17 protein-coding genes and 1 riboswitch are annotated in these 20002 nt (G+C 64.8%); of the genes, 7 read left to right on the top strand and 10 right to left on the bottom strand.

Annotation, left to right across the window (positions count from 1 at the left end; all coding sequences use genetic code 11):
• Positions 1-2: 2 nt before the first annotated feature.
• The 10 genes from FHT02_RS04360 to FHT02_RS04315 form a co-directional block, all read right to left on the bottom strand.
• Entirely contained in the window at positions 3-932 is a 930-nt protein-coding gene (locus tag FHT02_RS04360; protein WP_184084723.1) for a right-handed parallel beta-helix repeat-containing protein, read from the bottom strand.
• A 43-nt stretch (positions 933-975) separates the two neighbouring features.
• Complete coding sequence (mmsB, locus tag FHT02_RS04355) at positions 976-1851, bottom strand: 3-hydroxyisobutyrate dehydrogenase (RefSeq protein WP_184084720.1); 876 nt, start codon at positions 1849-1851, stop codon at positions 976-978.
• Positions 1852-2060: 209 nt separating this feature from the next.
• Entirely contained in the window at positions 2061-2837 is a 777-nt protein-coding gene (locus FHT02_RS04350; RefSeq protein WP_184084717.1) for an enoyl-CoA hydratase, read from the bottom strand.
• Positions 2838-2851: 14 nt separating this feature from the next.
• Positions 2852-3892, bottom strand: coding sequence for an enoyl-CoA hydratase/isomerase family protein (locus FHT02_RS04345; protein WP_184084715.1), 1041 nt, complete (start codon positions 3890-3892; stop codon positions 2852-2854).
• Positions 3893-4121: 229 nt separating this feature from the next.
• Positions 4122-5267 (bottom strand): acyl-CoA dehydrogenase family protein, encoded by a 1146-nt coding sequence (locus FHT02_RS04340; RefSeq protein ID WP_184084712.1) that lies wholly within the window; start codon positions 5265-5267, stop codon positions 4122-4124.
• Positions 5268-5271: 4 nt separating this feature from the next.
• Positions 5272-6804, bottom strand: a complete 1533-nt coding sequence (locus tag FHT02_RS04335; RefSeq protein WP_184084709.1) for a CoA-acylating methylmalonate-semialdehyde dehydrogenase — start codon at positions 6802-6804, stop codon at positions 5272-5274.
• 101 nt (positions 6805-6905) lie between these two features.
• The gene (locus FHT02_RS04330; RefSeq protein ID WP_184084706.1) at positions 6906-7682 is read right to left on the bottom strand and encodes an ABC transporter ATP-binding protein; all 777 of its coding nucleotides are present in this window, start codon (positions 7680-7682) and stop codon (positions 6906-6908) included.
• Positions 7673-8644, bottom strand: a complete 972-nt coding sequence (locus tag FHT02_RS04325) for a FecCD family ABC transporter permease (protein ID WP_184084703.1) — start codon at positions 8642-8644, stop codon at positions 7673-7675. Before FHT02_RS04325 ends, FHT02_RS04330 begins: the two co-directional genes overlap by 10 nt.
• Positions 8641-9462 carry an ABC transporter substrate-binding protein gene (locus tag FHT02_RS04320; RefSeq protein WP_184084701.1) on the bottom strand — a complete coding sequence of 274 codons (822 nt, stop codon included), beginning with the start codon at positions 9460-9462 and terminating at the stop codon, positions 8641-8643. The genes FHT02_RS04325 and FHT02_RS04320 overlap by 4 nt, the downstream gene beginning before the upstream one ends.
• A complete protein-coding gene (locus tag FHT02_RS04315; RefSeq protein WP_184084698.1) occupies positions 9462-11309 on the bottom strand; it encodes a TonB-dependent receptor domain-containing protein in 1848 nt (615 codons plus the stop codon). The genes FHT02_RS04320 and FHT02_RS04315 overlap by 1 nt, the downstream gene beginning before the upstream one ends.
• Positions 11310-11424: 115 nt before the next feature.
• Positions 11425-11612: riboswitch (cobalamin riboswitch) on the bottom strand.
• 104 nt (positions 11613-11716) lie between these two features.
• Here FHT02_RS04315 and FHT02_RS04310 point away from each other — a divergent pair.
• The 7 genes from FHT02_RS04310 (at position 11717) to FHT02_RS04280 (ending at position 19933) form a co-directional block, all read left to right on the top strand.
• Positions 11717-13036 carry a methyl-accepting chemotaxis protein gene (locus tag FHT02_RS04310; RefSeq protein ID WP_221239300.1) on the top strand — a complete coding sequence of 440 codons (1320 nt, stop codon included), beginning with the start codon at positions 11717-11719 and terminating at the stop codon, positions 13034-13036.
• 77 nt (positions 13037-13113) lie between these two features.
• Complete coding sequence (locus FHT02_RS04305; RefSeq protein ID WP_184084692.1) at positions 13114-13716, top strand: DUF4142 domain-containing protein; 603 nt, start codon at positions 13114-13116, stop codon at positions 13714-13716.
• Between the two features lie 306 nt (positions 13717-14022).
• Complete coding sequence (gene rpsL / locus FHT02_RS04300; protein ID WP_147044308.1) at positions 14023-14394, top strand: 30S ribosomal protein S12; 372 nt, start codon at positions 14023-14025, stop codon at positions 14392-14394.
• A 99-nt stretch (positions 14395-14493) separates the two neighbouring features.
• Positions 14494-14964 carry a 30S ribosomal protein S7 gene (rpsG, locus tag FHT02_RS04295; RefSeq protein ID WP_184084689.1) on the top strand — a complete coding sequence of 157 codons (471 nt, stop codon included), beginning with the start codon at positions 14494-14496 and terminating at the stop codon, positions 14962-14964.
• Positions 14965-15155: 191 nt separating this feature from the next.
• Positions 15156-17252 (top strand): elongation factor G, encoded by a 2097-nt coding sequence (gene fusA, locus FHT02_RS04290; protein WP_184084686.1) that lies wholly within the window; start codon positions 15156-15158, stop codon positions 17250-17252.
• Between the two features lie 98 nt (positions 17253-17350).
• Positions 17351-18547 carry an elongation factor Tu gene (gene tuf, locus FHT02_RS04285; RefSeq protein ID WP_184084683.1) on the top strand — a complete coding sequence of 399 codons (1197 nt, stop codon included), beginning with the start codon at positions 17351-17353 and terminating at the stop codon, positions 18545-18547.
• 273 nt (positions 18548-18820) lie between these two features.
• The gene (locus FHT02_RS04280) at positions 18821-19933 is read left to right on the top strand and encodes a lactonase family protein (RefSeq protein WP_184084680.1); all 1113 of its coding nucleotides are present in this window, start codon (positions 18821-18823) and stop codon (positions 19931-19933) included.
• Positions 19934-20002 lie beyond the last annotated feature (69 nt).

Raw genomic sequence — 20002 nt, 5'->3', positions numbered from 1 at the left:
GCTCAGCGGCGTTCGAAGGAGCGGATGCCGGGCCCTAGCGTGTTGGTGCCAAGTTGGATGCGCTGGCCGCTGAGGTCGGCAACGAAGGCTGGGTTGGTCGGCGCGCCCGGTGCCAGCGTAGCCGTGTTGCCTTCGACGCGGAGTCCGGCGGTGGCATAGGTCTTGCCCTCGGCCGCGACGACGATCAGGCCGGAATTGTTTTCCTTGTTGCGGCCCTGAACGAAGGTGTTGCCCGAGATCACGCCAGTGCCGCCTTCGGACAGATCGATCATGTAGTTGGTCTTGGTGCCACGGCTGTCGTCGAAGCTGTTGTTGTTGATCTGCACCTGGCGCGCGCGCAGCTTGACATAGTGACCGCCGGTTCCGCGTTCGAAGCGTGAGCGAGTGACGGTGACCAGACCGTCGACTGCCAGATAGATCGAGTGCGAGCAATTTTCGGTTTCGCACTGGCCGAGGCCGGAGAAGGTCGATCGGTCAATCGTGATGCGGCGCACGGTTTCATGCCCGCCGCCCAATATGCCTTCCTGGCTGTCGAGGAACATCGAATTGGTGACGGTGAGGTCGCCCATCTCGATGCGGATGCCGGCGCCGTTGCCGTCATTGACCGAATAGCCGCGGAATACGATGCCATCGACGACGGAGCCGCGACCGCGGAGCACGAAGGCGGCCTTGTCCTCGCACGTCTCGGACTCGAAGATCGCCTTGCCGGGCACCGTCGCCTTGAAGGTGATGTGACCGCCGGCTTGCACCGTGCACTGGCGATAGGTGCCGGGCGCGATCAGGATGGTGGCGGTACCGTCGCGCACCTCGGCGACTGCTTCGTCCAGGGACGCGAAACCCTGCCCGGTTTCAGCGATGACGAAGGGCGCGCGCTGCTGCGTCTGGGCGGCGGCGGGGGCGGCAAGGGCGAGCAGGGCGAAGATCGGGCGCATGGGCGAGGTATGCGCCCGATCGGCAAACAGGCGGTTAAGGCGCTCAGCGCAGCGTCTTGATGATCCCCGAAAAGTCGAGCCCTGCGCCTTCACCGGCGACGAACGTTTCGTAGAGTTCTGCGGCGCGGGCGCCCATCGGGGTTCGCGCGTTGACGCTGCCTGCGGCTTCCATCGCCAGTCGGAGGTCCTTGAGCATCAGCGGTGCGGCGAATCCGCCCTGATAATCGCGGTCCGCGGGAGTTTCGGGGCCGACGCCGGGAACGGGACAATAGCTGGTGACGGACCAGCTCTGGCCCGAGCTGACCGAAGCGACGTCGTAGAACTTCTGGGGATCGAGACCGAGTTTCTCCGCAAGAGCAAAGGCCTCGCAGGTGGCGATCATCGTCGCGCCGAGGATCATGTTATTGCAAATCTTGGCCGCCTGCCCCGCGCCGTTGGCGCCGGCATGGATGACCGACTTGCCCATGTCCGACAGGAAGGGCTCGGCCTTGTCGAAGGCGGTGGCGCTGCCGCCGACCATGAAGGTGAGCGTGCCGGCGTTGGCCGCTGCGATGCCACCGGATACGGGGGCATCGACCGCGGCGAGACCATGGTCAGTAGCCGCCTGGGCGACGCGACGGGCAGTGTCGACGTCGATCGTCGAGCAGTCGATCAGGATCGTGCCGGGTTCGGCATGCTCGAAGATGCTGTCGCCATAGACACTTTCGACATGCTTGCCGGCGGGCAGCATGGTGATGACCGCCTCGGCACCTTCGATGGCGGCGATCGCATCATTTACCGGAAGGCAGCCGGCCTTTTTCGCCTTGTCGAGCGCGTCTTGGCTCAAGTCGAAGGCGCGGACGTCGTGGCCGGCCTTGGCGAGGTTTGCCGCCATGCCGCCGCCCATATTTCCCAGGCCGATGAATGCGATGCGTGCCATGTTGTCCTCTCCTAACGGTGTCTCTCCCGTTGATAAGGGAGAGAATAGCGCAGCTTGCCAGCTTTGTGGCTAGCCAAGAATGGCGGGTGGAGCGGAGCTTGGCTCCGTGCGTTTGCGAGGCAAGCGCTCAGCCCGCACCCAGCTTCGACTAAGGCATTTCGAGCCTAAGTTTGCACCCCCTCTCCCTTGAAGGGAGAGGGGGGCATCGTTTACTTGCCCGTCCAGATTCCGGACCGCTTTTCGACGAAGGCGGCCATGCCTTCCGTCTGGTCTTGCGTGCCGAACAGCGCGTGGAACAGGCGGCGTTCGAACTGGACGCCTTGAGCAAGCGTGGTTTCATATGCCACGTCGACCATCTCCTTGTTCGCTTTTACCGCGAGCGGTGCCATTGAGGCGATCGTTGCGGCGGTCTTGAGCGCGTCGTTCAGAAGCTCGGCTGCAGGGAGGATGCGGCTTACCAGACCCGCGCGCTCGGCCTCGTCGGCGTCCATCATCCGACCGGTGAGGCACATCTCCATCGCCTTGGCCTTTCCGACGGCACGGGTAAGGCGCTGAGAACCGCCCATGCCGGGCGAGACGGCGAGCTTGATCTCGGGCTGGCCAAACTTCGCGCTGTCGGCGGCCAGGATGAAGTCGCACATCATCGCCAGCTCGCAGCCGCCGCCGAGCGCATAGCCAGCGACCGCGGCGATGACCGGTTTCCGCGTGCGGGTGAACGCGTCCCAGCCGGCGAAGAAGTCATGGCCGTACATGTCGGCGAAACCCTGCGCCTGCATCTCCTTGATGTCGGCACCGGCGGCGAAAGCCTTTTCGCTGCCGGTGATGACCGCGCAGCCCTGCGATGCGTCTTCATCGAAAGCGCGCATCGCGTCGAGCAGTTCGGACAGGATCTGGGTGTTGAGTGCGTTCAGCGCCTTGGGGCGGTTGAGCGTGACGAGCGTGACGGCGCCGCGCTGCTCGACCAGGATGGTTTCGTACTGGGACATGGAAGGTTCCTTGTTCAGGCGGGCTTCCAGGATTCGTGGTCCGGAAGCGGCGCGAAGATGGCGTCGATCTGGTTCTGGGTCACGCCCTCGGGCGTGGCGGGGTTCCACTTGGGCGCGTTGTCCTTGTCGAGGATCACCGCGCGCACGCCCTCGGCAAAGTCGGGCAAGCGGCCGACGCGGGTGGCGACGGCATATTCCTGGCGCATCTCGTCGGCGAAGCTGGGCATGGCACGACCTTCAGCGAGGAGGCGGAGTGAGACCTTCATCGCCTGGGGCGATTTGGTACGCAGGGTGGCGCGCTGTTGCTGCGCCCATTCGCTATCGTCGGCTTCGAGCACGGCGACGATGCCCTCGAGCGTGCTGGAGGCGAAGAGCCGGTCGATCACGTCGCGATGCGCGAGGATGCGCGCCTGCGGTGCCGGCGCGACGAGGGTATTGAGGATACTTTCGATCTGATCTGGCGCCTCGGCCATGCGCGCCTTGGCTTCTTCGAGCCTCTCGGCAGGAAGATAATGGCTGGCGAGGCCCAGCGCGAGGCATTCGGCCCCGTCGAGGCGGTGCCCGGTCAGCGCGATATATTCGCCCATACGGCCGGGCAGGCGCGACAGGTACCAGCCGCCACCGACATCAGGAAACAGGCCTATCCCGGTTTCGGGCATGGCAAATTTGGTGTTCTCGGTGGCGACGCGGAACTTCGCCGGCAGCGAGATGCCGACGCCGCCGCCCATGGTAATGCCGTCCATGAAGGTGATGATCGGCTTGGGATAAGTGAACAGCCGGTGGTTCATCCGGTATTCGACGCGGAAGAAATCGGCGGCGTTCTTGCCGCCGCCCGCGCCGCTTTCCGCGATCATGCGGATGTCGCCGCCGGCGCAGAAGCCGCGGCCTTCAGCGTGGTCGATGAGGATCGCTTCGATGGTGGGGTCAGCTTCCCACGTGTCGAGCGCGTGGAGCATTGCCTGGCACATGGCGGTGTTGAGCGCGTGGAGCGCCTTGGGGCGGTTCAGGCGGATGCGGCCTAGTGCGCCTTCGTCGGTGGTGAGGACGTCGGTCATTTTGATGCACGCGAAGGCGCGAAGGCGCAAAGAGAGGAAGTGAAGAGGTTCGCGCAGAGGCGCGGAGGCGCAGAGGCACGCCTTCCGGCGGCGTCAGCCGCCCGTCGATCGGCGAGCAGCTTGGCTAGCGGTGCGTGTTCAAGGCCGCTGGCGCGGCGAGGCCAACTCTCTGCGCCTCTGCGCCTGTGCGCGAACATCGTCTTCGCGTCTTCGCGCCTTCGCGTGAACATCACTGCCGCACCAAGTCGCGGCCGACGATCATGCGCATCACCTGGTTGGTGCCTTCCAGGATCGAATGGACGCGCAGGTCGCGCCAGAAGCGCTCGATTGGATAATCCTGGAGATAGCCATAGCCGCCGTGGAGCTGGAGCGCGCGGTCGACCACGGCGCTGCCGGTGTCAGTGGCGAAGCGTTTGGCCATGGCAGCGAAGCGGGTCTTGTCCGGCGCGTTCTCGGTCACCTTGGCGGCGGCGAGGTAGAGCAGGGCACGGGCGGCTTCCAATTCAGTCGCCATGTCGGCCAGGGTGAACTGCGTGTTCTGGAAGTCGGCGATGGGCGTTCCGAACTGCTTACGGTCCTTGGTGTACCTAACAGCTTCCTCAAGGCAGCGCTGCGCGCCGCCCAGGCTGCAGGCGCCGATATTGAGGCGGCCGCCGTCCAGGCCCATCATCGCGATGCGAAAGCCTTCGCCCTCCGCGCCGACTAGGTTCTCTACGGGCACGCGGACTTGATCGAGGATCACTGCCGCGGTCGGCTGCGAGTGCCAGCCGAGCTTGCGCTCCTGCGCGCCGAAGCTGACGCCGGGCATGTCCTTTTCGATCACCAGCGCGGAAATGCCCTTGGGGCCTTCCTCGCCGGTGCGGACCATGGTCACGTAGATCTCGTTCTCGCCGCCGCCGGAGATGAACTGCTTGGTGCCGGTGACGATGTAATGGTCGCCATCCTTGACAGCGCGGGTCTTGAGCGCGGCGGCGTCGGAGCCCGAACTGGGCTCGGTCAGGCAATAGCTCGCCAAGCGATCCATGGTGACCAGGCTGGGGAGGTACTTGTCCTTAACCGTTTGGCTGCCGAACCGGTCGATCATCCAGCTCGCCATGTTATGGATCGAAATGAAAGCGCTGGTGGAGGGGCAGCCATAGGCCATCGCTTCGAAGATCAGCGCGGATTCGAGTCTGCCCAGGCCGATGCCGCCGCTCTCCTCGGACACATAGATCGACGCGAAGCCGAGCTCGGCCGCGGCCTGAATCGTGTCGCGGGGGAAGATGTGCTTCTCGTCCCACTCGCCGGCATGCGGCGTGATGCGATCGGCGGTGAACTGGCGGGCGAGGTCTTGGACCTGGCGCTGCTCGTCGGTGAGGTCGAACTGGTGAGTCATTGCTTCAGCCCATCGTGGGGATGACAAAAGCATCCTGGATGCGGCTGGGGCCGCCATCCTCGGAGCCGCGTGGCAAGTCGACCGAACCGTCGGGCCAGCGCTGGGTCACCGTCTTGGTCTTGGTCCAGAAGCGGATGCCTTCCATGCCGTGCTGGTTGATGTCGCCGAACGCCGAGCGCTTCCAGCCGCCGAAGCTGTGATAGGCGACGGGCACCGGGATCGGCACGTTGATGCCGACCATGCCGACATTGACGCGCGCGGCGAACTCGCGGGCGGCGTGGCCGTTGCGGGTGAAGATCGCCACGCCGTTGCCATATTGGTGTTCGCTGGGAAGGCGCACGGCGGTCTCGAAGTCGGGGGCGCGGACGATCTGCAGGACGGGGCCGAAGATCTCTTCCTTGTAAGACTGCATGTTTGGGGTCACGCGGTCGAACAGCGACGGGCCGATGAAGAAGCCCTGCTCATGGCCCTGAAGCTGAAAGCCACGACCATCGACGACCAACTCGGCGCCTTCGTCGATCCCGGTCTGGATCCAGTTCTCGACACGCTGCTTGTGTGCGGCGTTCACAACAGGCCCGTAATGCGAATCATTATCGGTCGAAATGCCGACGCGCAGCGATTGAATCGCGGGTAGCAGCTTCTCGCGCAGCGCGTCGGCAGTCTTTTCACCGACCGGAACCACCACCGGAAGCGCCATGCAGCGCTCGCCGGCTGAACCGAAGGCGGCACCAGACAGGTCGGCCACGACCTGGTCGAGATCGGCGTCGGGCATAACGATACCGTGGTTTTTCGCGCCACCCATCGCCTGGACGCGCTTGCCCGCGTCGACGCCGCGACGATAGACATAATGGGCGATGTCGGAAGAGCCGACGAAGCTGACGGCGCTGATAGCGGGATGATCGAGGATCGCGTCGACCATCTCCTTGTCGCCGTGGACGACCTGGAGGATGCCGTCGGGCGCGCCGGCTTCCAGCATCAACTCGGCGAGGCGGACGGGAACGCTCGGATCGCGCTCACTCGGCTTGAGGATGAAAGCGTTGCCGCACGCGATGGCGACGCCGAACATCCACATCGGGATCATCGCGGGGAAGTTGAACGGGGTGATGCCCGCGCCGATGCCGAGGGGCTGGCGCATCGAATAGACGTCGATGCCGGGGCCTGCCCCCTGCGTGTATTCGCCCTTGAGCGCATGGGGGATGCCGCAGGCGAATTCGATAACTTCAAGGCCGCGCTGAATGTCCCCCTTGGCGTCGGCGATCACCTTGCCATGTTCGGAGGAAAGGGTGTGGGCGAGGGCTTCCATGTTCGACTCAACCAGTTCCTTGAAGCGGAACATGACGCGGGCGCGGCGCTGCGGGTTGGTGGCGGCCCATGCGGGCTGCGCGGCCTGGGCGGCGGCGACGGCGCGGTCGAGATCGGCCTGGGTGCCGAGCAGGACCCGCGCCTGAACCCGGCCGGTGTTGGGGTCGAAGACATCGCCGGTGCGGGCGGCGGCGCCACCCGGGTTGTTGACGATGAAGTGCTCGATCGTGCGCATCCAAACTCTCCTGCGGCGGGCTCATTGGCCCGACTCGTCATGTAATTTTATTGCGCAATGACACAGGGGCGAGCGGCACTCAACCGTCCGCTGCCGGAGGTTCAGGCCGAAAGGCCGATCGGGACGGGCAGCAGGCGACCTTGCTCGTCGGGAACGACCATCACCTCGACACCGAAGGCGTCGCGGAGCGGTTGGTGGGCGAGCGCCTCGCGGGCGGGACCGAAGGCGACCACCCGGCCACCCTTGAGGAGAAGGACGTCATCCGCGGCGCGGGCGGCTTGGATCAGGTCGTGAAGGACGATGACCACGCCCATACCGCCCGCAGCGAGGGTCCGGAGCTGATCAAGGAGGCCAAGCTGGTGGACAGGGTCGAGGCTGGCCAAGGGCTCGTCGGCGAGGAGCCATTGCGGCTCGCCCGCTAGGACCCGTGCAAGCAGGACGCGGGCGCGTTCGCCGCCGGAGAGGGCGTGCATGTCGCGTTCGGCGAGGTGGTTGGTATTGGTCGCGGCTAAGGCGGCGCCGATGGCCATCGCGTCGGCCTGCGACGGGCCGGCAAAGGGCGAGCGGTGCGGCAGCCGGCCCAGCGCGACGACTTCGCGGACGCCGACATTCCAATGCACCGAAGCGTCCTGCGGCAGGTATCCGAGCAGTTGGGCACGTTCTCGTACGGAGATGCGGTTGAGGTAGCGCCGATCGAGGCGGACATGGCCGCGGTCGGGATCGAGCAGGCCGGCCATCGTGCGGATCAGGGTGCTCTTGCCCGAACCGTTGGCCCCGAGGATCGCAGTGACGCGGGCGGGGCGGAACTCGGCGGTGACGCTGTCGAGGACGCGGCGGTGGCCGAGGCTGACGCTGAGATCGGTGACGCTCAGATCCATGAGGCGCGGCGTCCCTTGAGCAGAAGCACGAAGAAGAAGGGCGTGCCGATCAGCGCCATGGCGATGCCGAGACGGACCTCGCTCGCGCCGGGGGAGAGGCGGACCAGGCTGTCCGCGGCGAGGACAAGGGCCGCGCCGCCCAGCGCGCTCGGGAGCAGCAGTGCGGAAGGCCTAGCGCCGGTGAGCGGGCGCAAGAGGTGCGGAACGATCAGGCCGACAAAGCCGACGATGCCAGTGACCGCGACGGACGCGCCGACCGCTAGGCCGGTGCCGAGAACGACCAGCATCTGCACGACCCCTAGGCGGACGCCGAGGGAGCGGGCGGCGTCTTCGCCTAGCGTGAGGGCGTCGAGGGAACGGCCTGTAAAAAGGAGAAGGGCGCAGCCCAAAGCGATGAAGGGGAGAGCGAGCTGCACTTCGCCGAAGCTGCGATCGGTGAGGGCGCCCATCAGCCAGTCAATGATCTCGGCGGTCATCCAGGGATTGGGCGCGACCGAGATGAGGAAGGCGGTGAGGGCGGCGGAGAGGCTGGCGAGCACCGTGCCGGCGAGGATGAAGGCAACGGCGCCTTCCGAGCGCCAGGCGAGGGCGGCGAGGAGGAGCATGGAGGCGCAGGCGACTATCATGGCGACGCAGAAAATGACGAGGGGAGCCGTCGCTGCGAAGAGGACAATGGAGGCGACGGCGCCAAGTGCTGCACTGGAGGATATTCCCAACACAGCTGGATCGGCGAGGGGATTGCGGAGATAGCCCTGAAGGACCGCGCCGCTGAGACCCAGGGCGGCGCCGATGGCGGTGCCAAGGATCGCGCGGGGGAAGCGGAGTTCGGCGATGATCCACCAGCGCGGGTCAGCGGAGAACCAAGCGTCGAAGGGCACCCACGCCTTTCCCGCCATCAGCGATGCCGCGAACAGCAATGCGACCAGGAGCAGCAGCGAAAGGTTCAGGAAAAGGCGGTTCATCGAGCGATCTCGCGACGAATTCGCGCCAAACGCGCCATTGCAGGCACGATCACGGGGCCGCCGCAATTGACCAGTTCGCGCGGGAACACGGCCTGTGTGACCTTGGCGCCGCTGCGGCGAACGGCCCACTTGCGGAGCTGGGCGGCGCGCGAGTCCGCGTCGCGGCCCGCTTCCTCTGGCGCGATGATTGCGCGGGGCGGATCGGCGAGCACCTGTTCGATCGGGAGATAGCCGGTGTGGGTGAGGCCATAATGCGCCGCGTGATTGCTGAAGCCGGCCTTGGTCATCATTTCGTCGAGCAACGTGCTGCCTCCCGTAGCCAGATTGCCGCCGATCCATAACAAAGCCGTGACAGGCGGCGTGTTGCTGTGCGCGTCGCGGACGGCGGCATCGATACGGGCGACCAGGGCGTCCCCTTTAGCGGGCGCGCCGACCGCGGCGGCGAGTTCGCGAATTTGCGCCTTGTTGGCGTCGATGGTGGGCGGGATGTCGAGGTAGAGCGTCTTGAGGCCGGCGCGGGCGAAAGCCTCACGCGTGGAGGGGGCGGTGTAGCTGCTCGCCACCACCAGCGAGGGACGCAGCGTGATCACTTCCTCGGCACTGCCAGAGGTGGCGGGGAGGCTTGCCGCCACCTCTGGCGGGATGGAGCTGGCGCGCGGATCCTTGGAGTAGCGGCTGATTGCCGTGATGCGTTCAGGCGCGACCAGTTCGATCAGCATCGCGTCCGCGCAGGGATTGAGCGACACGATCCCGCCGGTGCGGGACGGGGGCGCCGCGCATCCTGCCAGAACCAAGCAGAGAAACGCGGCGCGCCGCATCAGTAGCGCAACCGGACGCCGGCAAAAGCCGAGCGGCCATAGGTGCCATAGCCGGAGACCACCTGGTAGCGCGCGTCGGTGACGTTCTCGACCCGGCCATAGACCGAGAGCAGCTGGTTGATCGGCAGCTCGGCACGCACGCTGCCGATCGCGAAGCCGTCGAGCCGGGTACGGTTCGACGCTTCGTTGAGGCTGTCGCCGATCATCGTGACGGTGCCGCCGAGCGACAGACCGAACGGAAAGCGGTAATCCGCCGAAACGCTGGCGACATCGCGCGGACGGCGGGCGAGATCGTTGCCCTGGTAGCCTGCCGAGCGGTTCTCGGTATCGGTGTAGGTGTAGTTGGCGGTGAAGGTGAGCGCGTCGACGGGCTTGAGCGCGAGTTCGACCTCGACGCCCTCGGCATGAGCACGGGCGACATTGGCGTAGACCGAGTTCACCAGGTCGAAATCGATCTGATTGCGCGTATTGCGGTGGAAATAGGTCAAGCCGAGCTTGGCCGCGCCGTCGAGCGCGGACTGCTCGATGCCGACATCCCAGCTCTTCGCGGTTTCCGGCGCGAGCGTATCGGTGCCGTAGAAGGGCGCGAACAGCTGGTACAGCGTCGGCGCCTTGAAGCCTTCGCTATAGCTGGCGCGCAGCAGCGTGCCGTCCAGCGGACGGATCGCAGTGGAGGCGCCCCAGCTGGTGAAATCGCCGAAGCGGCTGTGATTGTCGTTGCGTACGCCGCCGGTGATCGTGACCTGCTCGACGGGGGTTACGATCGCCTGTCCGAACACGCTGGTGATGTCGGCGCGGTTGGTCTGGCTGCCATCATAAAAGCGGAGATTTTCCTGCTCGGCGCCAAAGGTCAGACGCAACTGATCGGAGAACGCGGCGTCGCCGCGATATTCATACCGTTCACTGCGGCCGCGATAGAGATAGATGGGGGTGACGCTGGAATCGTCGGCGAAATTGTCGCGGTTGATATCCGCGATCGTGAAGGCCACGCGGTTGGAGATCGGCCCGATATCCGCGAACAGGCCCGCATAACCATAAAGTTCCTGCGTCGTGGCGAACTCGTCAGTGTCCCCGAAGGAATAAGGGGGGATGGAGAGGTAGCCGTCGAGGTCCGCGCGTGAGTCGGCATAATAACCGCGCAGGTCCAGCCCGATACCGGGCGCGAACTCGACGCGCAGGCGGCCACTGGCATTATACTGGCGGAAGCCGTCAGCCTCAGTGCCGTTTGCCGCCGTCGAAATGCCGTCGGTCCGGAAGTAGCCGGCGGTGAAGCCGCCCTGGACGGTCTGCGTGCCGCCGGCGATCGCGGCGTTGGCGGACACCTGATCGGCATAGCCATATTCAGCGTTGGCACGCGCCTTGATGCCGCCAATCGGCGCTTCGGTGACGACGTTGACGACGCCGCCGATCGCCTGGCTGCCCCAGACGACCGAATTGGCGCCGCGCAACACCTCGACCCGCTCGATGGAGCCGGTGAGCAGGTTGCCGAAATCGAAGGCGCCGGCTGGAGCGGAAGGATCGTTCACGCGTACGCCGTCGATCAAGACCAGGGTCTGCGCGTCGTCGGCACCGCGGATACGAACCGCAGTGAGCGCGCCGGCGCCGCCGCTGCGCGTGACGCTTACGCCAGCGGTGGTCGTCAGCAAGTCGGACAGCGAGACAGTCTGGCGCGTCTCGATGGTCTCACGATCGAGCACCGTGACGGCGCGACCGGTGGTGTCGGCGTTTTGCGGCACGCCGCTGGCGACCACGACGACCTGTTCGTCCTCGGGGACCTCGGTCTGGGCATAGGCCGAAACCGGAGTGAGTGCCGCACCGGCGAAAAGGAAAAGCTTGAACGTCTTCACTGCAAGACACCTTGATAAAGGATCGCCCCGCACATGCAGACGCGGCGACCCGATGTGGTGTCGCTCACGCGGGGATTTCTCTCCCCGTTCGCCCGGTGCACCCCGCCCGCGCAAAGGAATCGACAAGTGAAGGGCAGGTCTCCTGGCTTCCGGGTCTTCGCGTGTTCGCGCAGCCTTCCCGGGTTTTCCCAGTGGCACGGTGCGCTACGCTCGCCGGTTACAGTTGCGGGGGCAGCATCGGCTTTGCACCGATTTCCCATTTTCATCCCTCTTGCAAGGGACACCCTTTACTTGGACGCGCTCTAGGGCTTGGCCGCACCTGCTGCAACTGCGAAAAAGATGGTTTTGTCTCCGTAATGTAATCAACCGTAAAACCTGATTTTACCAACACCTGTTCTATGCAGGGCATGCCCGCTGCCGCTTTGTCCCTTGTTCCGCCTGTCGCCGCTTCCGGGAATTGGCTGCTGCCGTGCGAGATCGATCCGCCCTGGCTGACGCTGGAGGATTCAGTGTTCAAGGCAGTGAAAGCGTTCACCGCCGACCCCGACCTGCGGGTGATGCCGGTGCTGGACGGCGCCATGCGTCCTGTCGGCGCGATTTTCGAGAAGGACGTGCGCCGGCTGCTGCTCAACCCATTCGGTCACGCGCTGCTGCGCAACCCGAGCTATGGCCATGGCGTGGCACGGCACGTGCGGCCCTGTCCGGTGGCGGAAGCGTCGCTGGACATCGGTGCGATGATCCACGCCTATCGCGCCGCCAACGGTTCAGAGGGGATGATCATCGTGCGTGACGGGCGACTGCACGCCGTGATCAACAATCGCCGGCTGGTGCATCTGGCCGCCGAGCATGAGCGTGAGACCGCCAAGCTGCGCGTCGCGCGCGCCGAGCGGATCGAGCAGGCGAGCGAGCGGTTCGAAGGGCAAGTGGACGTGCTGGCACAGGCGATGCGTGCGCTGGCGGCTGAGTTGCAGCAAGGCGCCGCGGGTACTGCCGATCGGGCAGTGGAAGTGGGCGAGCGGGCCACCGCAGTGGCTGCCGCGGCGGCGCAGACCAGCGACAATATGGCCGAGATCGCCGCGCGCGGCACCGACCTTGCCATGACGCTGACTGCGATTGGGCGCGAATCGCAGTCAGCAAGTGTCGCTGCCGAGGAAGCGGCGGCGTTGGTGCAGCTCGGCGGCGAGCACACCCGTGCGTTGATCCTTGCCGCCCAGACGATCGATTCGGTGGTGGGCATGATCGGCGACATCGCCCGGCAAGTGAACCTGTTGGCGCTGAACGCGACGATCGAGGCGGCGCGAGCCGGCGAGGCGGGCAGGGGTTTCACCGTGGTCGCCAACGAAGTGAAGCAGCTGTCGAACCAGACCGGCATGGCCGCGGCGAAGGTCGCCAGCCATGTTGGCGACATCCGCGCCGGCATCGAGGACGTGGCGCACGGCCATGGCCGAGTAGAAGCCGCGATCGCCGCGATGGCGGCGATGGCGGCGAGCGTCCGCTCGGCGGTCGCGGCACAGGAAGTCGCCACGCGAGGCATCGCGCACAATGTTGCGGAGGCGGTGGAAGCGGGAGAGGGCATCCGCCACGAAATGGAAGCGATCGGCGAATCCTCGCGGCACGCCTCGGCCGGCGCGCACCACATGGCGGGCGTGGCGCAGCGCCTGCAAGGCGAGGCGGAAGCGCTGTCCAGCCAGGTCGGCGGTTTCCTTGCCGAACTGCGCACTCTGTAGGCGCCGCTCTTCGTCTCGCACGCGGAACATCTGCGCCGCATCCCCGTTGTGGCAGCTTCGGAGAAGGACTGCCTAACATGAAGAAGATTCTGACCCTCGGGCTTCTGCCCGCGCTGGCGCTGGCGGCTTGCAACGGCGGCACGACCGAGAACAGCACGGCCAACACGGCGGATGGTGGTGTTAGCAACGCCGGTCTGGCGACCGATGCGATGACGCCTGGCAACGAAGCCGACAATGCGCTGATGACCGGCGAGGCGGCGACTCCTTCGCAGAAGTTCGCCAACGATGTCGGCGCGAGCGACTTCTTCGAGATTCAATCGGGCAAGATGGCGCAGGAAAAGGCGCAGAACCAGGCGCTGAAGGACTTTGGCGGCATGATCGTCCAGCATCATACCGAGTCGACTCAGAAGCTGACCGCCGCGGGTGCCAAGGCCGAGCCGGCGATTGTGCCGAACCCGGCGCTGAACGCCGAGCAGGAAGCGAACTTGGCCGCGCTGGAAAAGGCCGAGGGTGCGGCGTTCGACGCGCTGTTCAAGCAGCAGCAAACGGTTGCGCATGAAAAGGCGCTGACTCTGCTCAAGGGTTATGAGTCGGATGGCGACGTGGCTGCGCTGAAGGCCTTCGCTGCCGACGCGCAGAAGGTGGTGCAATCGCACCTGACCAAGATCAAGAGCCTCTAAGCTCCGAGCCCATCGGACGGAGAGGGCGCGCTTCTGCGGGAAGTGCGCCCTTTTTGTTGTGGGCAAGGCCAGCGCCACAAGGGGCAGGGGCATTGACCGCCACCCGCGCCGCAGGTATAGGCGCGACCGTTCCCATGAGGAGGCTTTTGGCCATTAAACCTCGCGGGACAAAGAGCTGAACGTTGCTGGGGACGCAATGGCCCGGGGGATCCACGGATACCCCGTGCTTTTTCGTATTCTCTTCTCAGGGCTCCAGCAAAGTAACCGCCGGGTTCGCCCGGTACCGTAGAAAAGGTGAAGGGCTTCATGCCAACGATCAACCAGCTGATCCGCAAGGGTCGCGAACCGCAGAAGGCCAAGTCCAAGGTCCCTGCGATGGAACAGAACCCGCAGAAGCGCGGCGTTTGCACCCGCGTTTACACGACGACTCCGAAGAAGCCGAACTCGGCGCTTCGCAAGGTGGCCAAGGTTCGCCTGACCAACCAGCGCGAAGTCATCAGCTACATCCCGGGTGAAGGCCACAACCTTCAGGAGCACTCGGTTGTGCTGATCCGCGGCGGCCGTGTGCGCGATCTTCCCGGTGTGCGCTACCACGTGCTGCGCGGCGTGCTCGACACGCAGGGCGTCAAGGACCGCAAGCAGAGCCGTTCGAAGTACGGCGCGAAGCGTCCCAAGTAATCCAGCCATAGTAAGCCCCGGACGCGGCTTTCCATCGAAGTGCTGCTTCGATGGGGCCCAGAGGTTCCGGATCAGCTGAAGTTTAGAAGGAAGTTCAAGATGGCTCGTCGTCGTCGTCCCGAAAAGCGGGAAATCCTGCCTGATCCCGTATATGGTGATGAGGTTCTGTCCAAGTTCATGAACTCGGTGATGCTGGACGGCAAGAAGTCCGTCGCCGAGAACATCGTCTATTCGGCGCTCACCACCGTCGAGCAGCGCGCCAAGCGCGAGCCGATCGGCGTGTTCCATGACGCGCTGAACAACATCAAGCCGGGCATCGAAGTGCGCAGCCGCCGCGTCGGCGGTGCGACCTACCAGGTTCCCGTCGAAGTGCGCCCCGAGCGCGCCCAGGCGCTGGCGATCCGCTGGCTGATCACCTCGGCCCGCAACCGCAGCGAGCACACCATGTCGGGTCGCCTTTCGGGCGAACTGATGGATGCCGCCAACAATCGCGGCAACGCGGTGAAGAAGCGCGAAGACACCCACCGTATGGCCGAAGCGAACCGCGCCTTCAGCCACTACCGCTGGTAAAAAGCGACACTATATGGGGTGGGAGTTCAGGCTCTCACCCCAATCACCGTTCGCCCTGAGCTTGTCGAAGGGCTGTCCTTTTCCCCACGGGAAGAAGGAAGTACAGGGCTTCGACAAGCTCAGCCCGAATGGGTTGAGGTACGGCCCGACCTAGGTTTCAGCCCGCCGCGTGGCGGCATTGGAGAAGACACATGGCCCGCAGCCATCCGCTCGAGCGCTACCGTAACATCGGCATCATGGCGCACATCGACGCCGGTAAGACCACGACCACCGAGCGTATCCTTTACTACACCGGCAAGTCCTACAAGATCGGCGAAGTGCATGAAGGCACCGCGACGATGGACTGGATGGAGCAGGAGCAGGAGCGCGGGATCACGATCACGTCCGCCGCTACGACGTGCAAGTGGCGCGCCCAAGAGGGCAAGGGCGAAGAGCACCTGATCAACATCATCGACACGCCGGGGCACGTCGACTTCACGATCGAAGTCGAGCGTTCGCTTCGCGTGCTCGACGGTGCGGTCGCATGCTTCGACGGCGTTGCCGGCGTGGAGCCGCAGTCCGAGACCGTGTGGCGCCAGGCCGACAAGTACGGCGTGCCGCGCATGTGCTTCGTCAACAAGCTAGACCGCACCGGCGCCGACTTCTATTTCTGCGTCAACTCGATCATCGAGCGCCTGGGCGCCCGTCCGGCCGTGCTGTATCTCCCGATCGGCATCGAGGGGCAGTTCAAGGGCCTGGTCGACCTGGTCGAGAACCGCGCGATCATCTGGCTTGAGGAAAGCCTGGGTGCGAAGTTCGAATATCAGGACATTCCCGCGGACATGGCCGAAAAGGCCGCCAAGTATCGCAGCGACCTGATCGAAATGGCCGTCGAACTCGACGACGACCTGATGGAAGCGTATCTGGAAGGCAACGAGCCTTCGACCGCCGACCTCAAGAAGCTGATCCGCAAGGGTACGCTGAGCATGGCGTTCGTGCCGGTGGTTTGCGGCTCGGCGTTCAAGAACAAGGGCGTGCAGCCCCTGCTCGACGCCGTGGTCGACTATCTGCCTTCGCCGCTCGACGTTCCGGCCATCAAGGGCGTGAAGCTCGACGGCGAGACGCCGGACGAGCGTGCGTCCTCGGATGACATTCCGTTCTCGGCGTTGGCGTTCAAGATCATGAACGATCCGTTCGTGGGTACGCTGACCTTCGCGCGCATCTATTCGGGCAAGCTCGAGACCGCGTCGCAGGTTACCAACTCGGTCAAGGACAAGAAGGAAAAGGTCGGTCGCATGCTGCTGATGCATGCGAACGAGCGCGAGGACATCCAGGTGGCTTATGCCGGCGATATCGTCGCGCTGGCGGGTCTCAAGGACACCACGACCGGTGATACGCTCTGCGCGATCAGCGCCCCGATCATCCTCGAGCGGATGGAATTTCCCGAGCCGGTGATCGAGCTTTCGGTGGAGCCGAAGACCAAGGCTGACCAAGAGAAGATGGGCGTCGCGCTCAATCGCCTGGCGCGCGAAGATCCGTCGTTCCGCGTGTCTTCGGACAACGAGAGCGGCCAGACCATCATCAAGGGCATGGGCGAGCTCCATCTTGAGATCCTGGTTGATCGCATGAAGCGCGAGTTCAAGGTCGAGGCGAACGTCGGCGCGCCGCAGGTCGCCTATCGCGAGTACCTCAAGAAGCCGGTTGACGTAGACTACACCCACAAGAAGCAGTCGGGCGGCACCGGCCAGTTTGGCCGCGTGAAGGTGAAGGTTGCGCCGGGCGAGCGCGGCTCGGGCATCATCTTCAAGGACGAGATCAAGGGCGGCAACATTCCGAAGGAATATCTGCCGGCGATCGAGAAGGGCTTCCGCGAGACTGCGGCGACCGGTTCGCTGGTCGGCTTCCCGATCATCGATTTCGAGATCGTGCTGTATGACGGCGCCTACCATGACGTCGACTCGTCGGCGCTGGCGTTCGAAATCTGTGCTCGCGGCGCGATGCGCGAAGTGGCGCAGAAGGCGGGCATCACGCTGCTCGAGCCGGTCATGAAGGTCGAGGTCGTCACCCCGGAAGATTATCTGGGCGACGTCATCGGCGACATGAACAGCCGTCGTGGCCAGATTCAGGGTACCGACAGCCGCGGCAACGCGCAGACCGTCGAGGCCATGGTGCCGCTGGCGAACATGTTCGGTTACGTGAACGCGCTGCGCTCGTTCACCCAGGGCCGCGCGCAGTACAGCATGCAGTTCTCGCACTATGACGAGGTTCCTTCGAACGTCGCCGAGGAAGTGAAGGCCAAGCTGGCGTAACGCGCCGGGCTGGCAATCAGTCAAAACAGTCGTTATGGGGCTCGCCTTCCGGCGAGTCCCTTAGCGGCGCGGATATTCAGATCAGAAGGTAGGGAAAAATGGCGAAGGCAAAGTTTGAGCGGAACAAGCCGCACCTCAACATCGGCACCATCGGTCACGTCGACCATGGCAAGACGTCGCTGACGGCCGCGATCACCAAGATTCTGGCGGAAAACGTCGCTGGCAACGCCGCTGTCGACTTCGCCAACATCGACAAGGCTCCCGAAGAGCGCGAGCGCGGCATCACCATCTCGACCGCACACGTCGAGTACGAGACCGACGCGCGTCACTATGCGCACGTCGACTGCCCGGGCCACGCCGACTATGTGAAGAACATGATCACCGGCGCGGCGCAGATGGACGGCGCGATCCTGGTGGTGGCAGCGACCGACGGTCCGATGCCGCAGACCAAGGAGCACATCCTGCTCGCTCGCCAGGTCGGCGTGCCGACCATGGTGGTCTTCCTCAACAAGGTCGACCTGGTCGACGACGAGGAAATCCTCGAGCTGGTCGAGATGGAAATCCGCGAAGAGCTCTCCAAGCGTGAGTTCGACGGCGACAACATCCCGATCATCCGTGGTTCGGCAACCGCCGCGCTTTCGGGTTCGGACGACAAGCTCGGCAAGGAAGCGATCCTCGCTCTCATGGCAGCTGTCGACGAGTCGATCCCGCAGCCGGAGCGTCCGCTGGACAAGCCGTTCATGATGCCGATCGAAGACGTGTTCTCGATCTCGGGTCGTGGTACGGTGGTGACCGGCCGCGTCGAGACCGGCATCGTGAAGGTTGGCGAGGAAGTCGAGATCGTCGGCATCCAGGAATCGGTCCGCAAGACCACCGTCACCGGCGTGGAAATGTTCCGCAAGCTGCTCGATCAGGGCCAGGCTGGCGACAACATCGGCGCGCTGATCCGCGGCGTCGCTCGCGACGAAGTGGAGCGTGGTCAGGTTCTGGCGAAGCCGGGTTCGATCAAGCCGCACACCGAGTTCCAGTCGTCGGTGTACGTCCTGTCGAAGGACGAGGGTGGCCGTCACACGCCGTTCTTCGCGAACTATCGTCCGCAGTTCTATTTCCGCACGACCGACGTGACGGGCACGATCGAACTGCCGGCTGGCACCGAAATGGTGATGCCGGGTGACGAAGTCGCTTTGGGCGTCAAGCTGATCGCACCGATCGCAATGGACGTTGGTCAGCGCTTCACGATCCGTGAAGGCGGCCGCACCGTCGGTGCAGGCGTCGTCGCTGAAATCGTTAAGTAATCAGCGCCCGCAAGGGCTCTGAAAAGAAAGCCCGGTCTTCCGAAAGGAAGGCCGGGCTTTTCTTTTGGGTATTGCCCTAGCAGGGACGAGCGTGGCGGTTCAGCTTGCTCTATGCTGACATCGGCTGTGCCTGCGTCATTGTGGGGCAGGTGGACTGAGATCGAGCCCGGAAGCCGCCAGCGCTGCGTCGAAAACGGGTGCTCTAGCCATGGCGGTGCCGCGCACGGCGACCCTTGCGATTGACGCAGGGCGTTAATGAGGGTTCAAACAGGCATGGCTTCTTCCTCGCTCACCCTTTCGCGACGTGCGCTCGTCGGCGCCGCAGTCACGCTTGGCGCATGTCCCTCCAGGCTGATGGCGCAGCGCGCGCAGAACGTGCAGCAGATCGTCGCGGGCACTTATGCGCGCGAGGGCGGGCCAGGCCTGGCCCAGTTGGAAGCATCGCCGAACGGCTGGGTCATGCGCGGTGCGGTGTCGACGATCGCAAACGCTTCCTTCGGCGTACGGAATGCTGCGGGGATGCGCTATCTGGTCGATGAGCAGGCGGAGGGATCGCTCAGTATCCACGGACGGGATCTGCGGCGCATCTCGACGGTGTCAACGCTTGGCGCCGACCCGTGTCACGTGGCGCTCGCCGCCAATGGCCGCGCGCTGGCGGTAGCGAACTATTCCAGCGGAAGCGTTACGTTGTGGAAGCTCGATGCCCGAACCGGTCTCCCGGTGGGTGACGGGCAACGCATCCGGCACGACGGCAGTGGGCCGAACCGCGAGCGCCAGGCCAGTGCGCATGCCCATTGGGTCGGGTTCGCGCCGGGGCGGCCCTTTCTGCACGCAGTCGACTTGGGAGCAGATGCGGTTTTCGCTCACCGTCTCCATCCGCGTTCGGGAGCGTTGGCGGATACCCGTATCGCCTATCGCGCAGAGCCAGGCTCCGGTCCCCGCCACCTCGCCCGCCATCCGCGGCTGCCGGTTGCCTTTCTCGTCGCGGAGCTCGCAAATACAGTAACCACACTCCAGGCGCAGACGAACGGCACGTTCACCGCTCGCGGTGTTGTCTCCACACTACCAACAGGGTTCAACGGACCCTCTGCGGCGGCACATATCGCAGTGAACCGAAGCGGCGATCGGCTCTATGTCTCCAACCGCGGGCACGACAGCATCGCGGTCTTCGCCATCGACAGGCAAGGCGGGCTGACGCTCCTTCAACACTTCGGCTGTGGAGGACATTGGCCGCGCATGTTCCTGCTCCTCGAGGACCGAGGCGAGATGCTGGTCGCCAACGAACGTTCGGGGAACATCGCGAGGCTTCGCATAGCCGGCAACGGCACGCTATATGCTGCGTCGCCCGGCCCCTCGATCCCCGGGGTGGTGTATCTGTCAATCTGAGGGCGTGCTTACGCCTTGGCGGGGTATAGCCGCGCTCTGGCGTTGCTCCGTGCGTGGTCCTTCAGCGCT

It is taken from the genome of Sphingomonas xinjiangensis (genome assembly GCF_014199255.1).
In the GTDB taxonomy this organism is placed as follows: domain Bacteria; phylum Pseudomonadota; class Alphaproteobacteria; order Sphingomonadales; family Sphingomonadaceae; genus Sphingomonas; species Sphingomonas xinjiangensis.
The sequence above is the reverse complement of the archived record's forward strand: the minus strand, read 5'-3'. Positions and strand labels throughout refer to the sequence as shown.

Bases quoted from the DNA above. Each gene is read 5' to 3' on its own strand.
- FHT02_RS04325 (WP_184084703.1), bottom strand. From the start codon at position 8,644: ATGAACCGCCTTTTCCTGAACCTTTCGCTGCTGCTCCTGGTCGCATTG.
- mmsB (WP_184084720.1), bottom strand. From the start codon at position 1,851: ATGGCACGCATCGCATTCATCGGCCTGGGAAATATGGGCGGCGGCATG.
- rpsL (WP_147044308.1), top strand. From the start codon at position 14,023: ATGCCAACGATCAACCAGCTGATCCGCAAGGGTCGCGAACCGCAGAAG.
- FHT02_RS04335 (WP_184084709.1), bottom strand. From the start codon at position 6,804: ATGCGCACGATCGAGCACTTCATCGTCAACAACCCGGGTGGCGCCGCC.
- FHT02_RS04345 (WP_184084715.1), bottom strand. From the start codon at position 3,892: ATGACCGACGTCCTCACCACCGACGAAGGCGCACTAGGCCGCATCCGC.
- FHT02_RS04320 (WP_184084701.1), bottom strand. From the start codon at position 9,462: ATGCGGCGCGCCGCGTTTCTCTGCTTGGTTCTGGCAGGATGCGCGGCG.
- tuf (WP_184084683.1), top strand. From the start codon at position 17,351: ATGGCGAAGGCAAAGTTTGAGCGGAACAAGCCGCACCTCAACATCGGC.
- FHT02_RS04305 (WP_184084692.1), top strand. From the start codon at position 13,114: ATGAAGAAGATTCTGACCCTCGGGCTTCTGCCCGCGCTGGCGCTGGCG.
- rpsG (WP_184084689.1), top strand. From the start codon at position 14,494: ATGGCTCGTCGTCGTCGTCCCGAAAAGCGGGAAATCCTGCCTGATCCC.
- FHT02_RS04310 (WP_221239300.1), top strand. From the start codon at position 11,717: ATGCCCGCTGCCGCTTTGTCCCTTGTTCCGCCTGTCGCCGCTTCCGGG.
- FHT02_RS04280 (WP_184084680.1), top strand. From the start codon at position 18,821: ATGGCTTCTTCCTCGCTCACCCTTTCGCGACGTGCGCTCGTCGGCGCC.
- fusA (WP_184084686.1), top strand. From the start codon at position 15,156: ATGGCCCGCAGCCATCCGCTCGAGCGCTACCGTAACATCGGCATCATG.
- FHT02_RS04350 (WP_184084717.1), bottom strand. From the start codon at position 2,837: ATGTCCCAGTACGAAACCATCCTGGTCGAGCAGCGCGGCGCCGTCACG.
- FHT02_RS04360 (WP_184084723.1), bottom strand. From the start codon at position 932: ATGCGCCCGATCTTCGCCCTGCTCGCCCTTGCCGCCCCCGCCGCCGCC.
- FHT02_RS04340 (WP_184084712.1), bottom strand. From the start codon at position 5,267: ATGACTCACCAGTTCGACCTCACCGACGAGCAGCGCCAGGTCCAAGAC.
- FHT02_RS04330 (WP_184084706.1), bottom strand. From the start codon at position 7,682: ATGGATCTGAGCGTCACCGATCTCAGCGTCAGCCTCGGCCACCGCCGC.